Genomic DNA, 864 nt, shown 5'->3' on the forward strand with positions numbered 1-864 from the left:
CGCGCTGCAGCCACTGCCCAGCCGGCCCGGTACCGACTACAGCGAGGTGACGGTGCGCGTCACTACCTCCAGCACCATCCAGGTGCGCAAGGTGCTCTACTCGGTGCCGTCCCGGCTGATCGGCGAGCGGCTGCGTGTACACCTCTACGACGACCGCTTGGTGCTGCATCACGCACAGCAGGAGTTGCTGACGCTGCGACGGCTACATGCCACGCCGGAAAGCGGCCGGCTGCGGCTCATCGACTACCGCCATGTGATCGGCTGGCTGGTCCGCAAGCCCCGGGCGCTGGCAGGGCTGACGTTCCGCGACGAGCTGCTGCCGAGCGCGGCGTGGCGCGAGCTGTACGCCCGGCTGATCGCCGCCTTGCCGGTCGCCGAGGCCTGCAAGCGCATCGTTGGCGCCTTGGCGCTGGCCGCCGAGCAGGACCAGACCGAGGCGATCGCCAGTTACTGGCTGGGCGCCCTGGCGCGCGGGAAGAGCCCGACGCTGGCCGAGCTCCAGGCCCGCTTCGCCGCCACGCCGAGCGCCACGATGGCGTTCCCCCAGGTGACCCAGCATGACATCGCCAGCTACAACCACCTGGTGCCCAGCGTGCCGACCACGGAGGTGCGCTGCCATGCCTGATGCCCAGACGTTACCGCTGCTGCTGCGACAGCTCCGCCTGCCCACCATGGCCGCCTGTTGGCCCCAGCTGGAGACCCGCGCCCGAGCCGAGAACTGGAGCCTGCCACAAACGCTGGCCGCCCTATGCGAGCACGAGCTGGCCGAGCGTGAGCGACGCCGGCTGGCCCGGCACCTCAAGGAGGCCCGGCTGCCGGTGGGCAAGACGCTGGAGTCCTTCGAGTTCGACGCCATCGCGGCCG

The 864-nt window shown here is 70.8% G+C and carries 2 protein-coding genes; both read left to right on the top strand.

Annotation, left to right across the window (positions count from 1 at the left end; all coding sequences use genetic code 11):
* A partial coding sequence (locus LWH48_RS18125; protein ID WP_442908330.1) for a Mu transposase domain-containing protein occupies nucleotides 1-625 on the top strand: 625 nt, incomplete at its 5' end.
* Nucleotides 618-864 (top strand): ATP-binding protein (locus LWH48_RS18130; protein ID WP_232913677.1); only part of this gene is annotated, 247 nt, incomplete at its 3' end. The genes LWH48_RS18125 and LWH48_RS18130, both read left to right, overlap by 8 nt.

Origin of the sequence: Halomonas sp. G15 (assembly GCF_021282295.1) — a bacterium.
GTDB lineage: Bacteria > Pseudomonadota > Gammaproteobacteria > Pseudomonadales > Halomonadaceae > Halomonas > Halomonas alimentaria.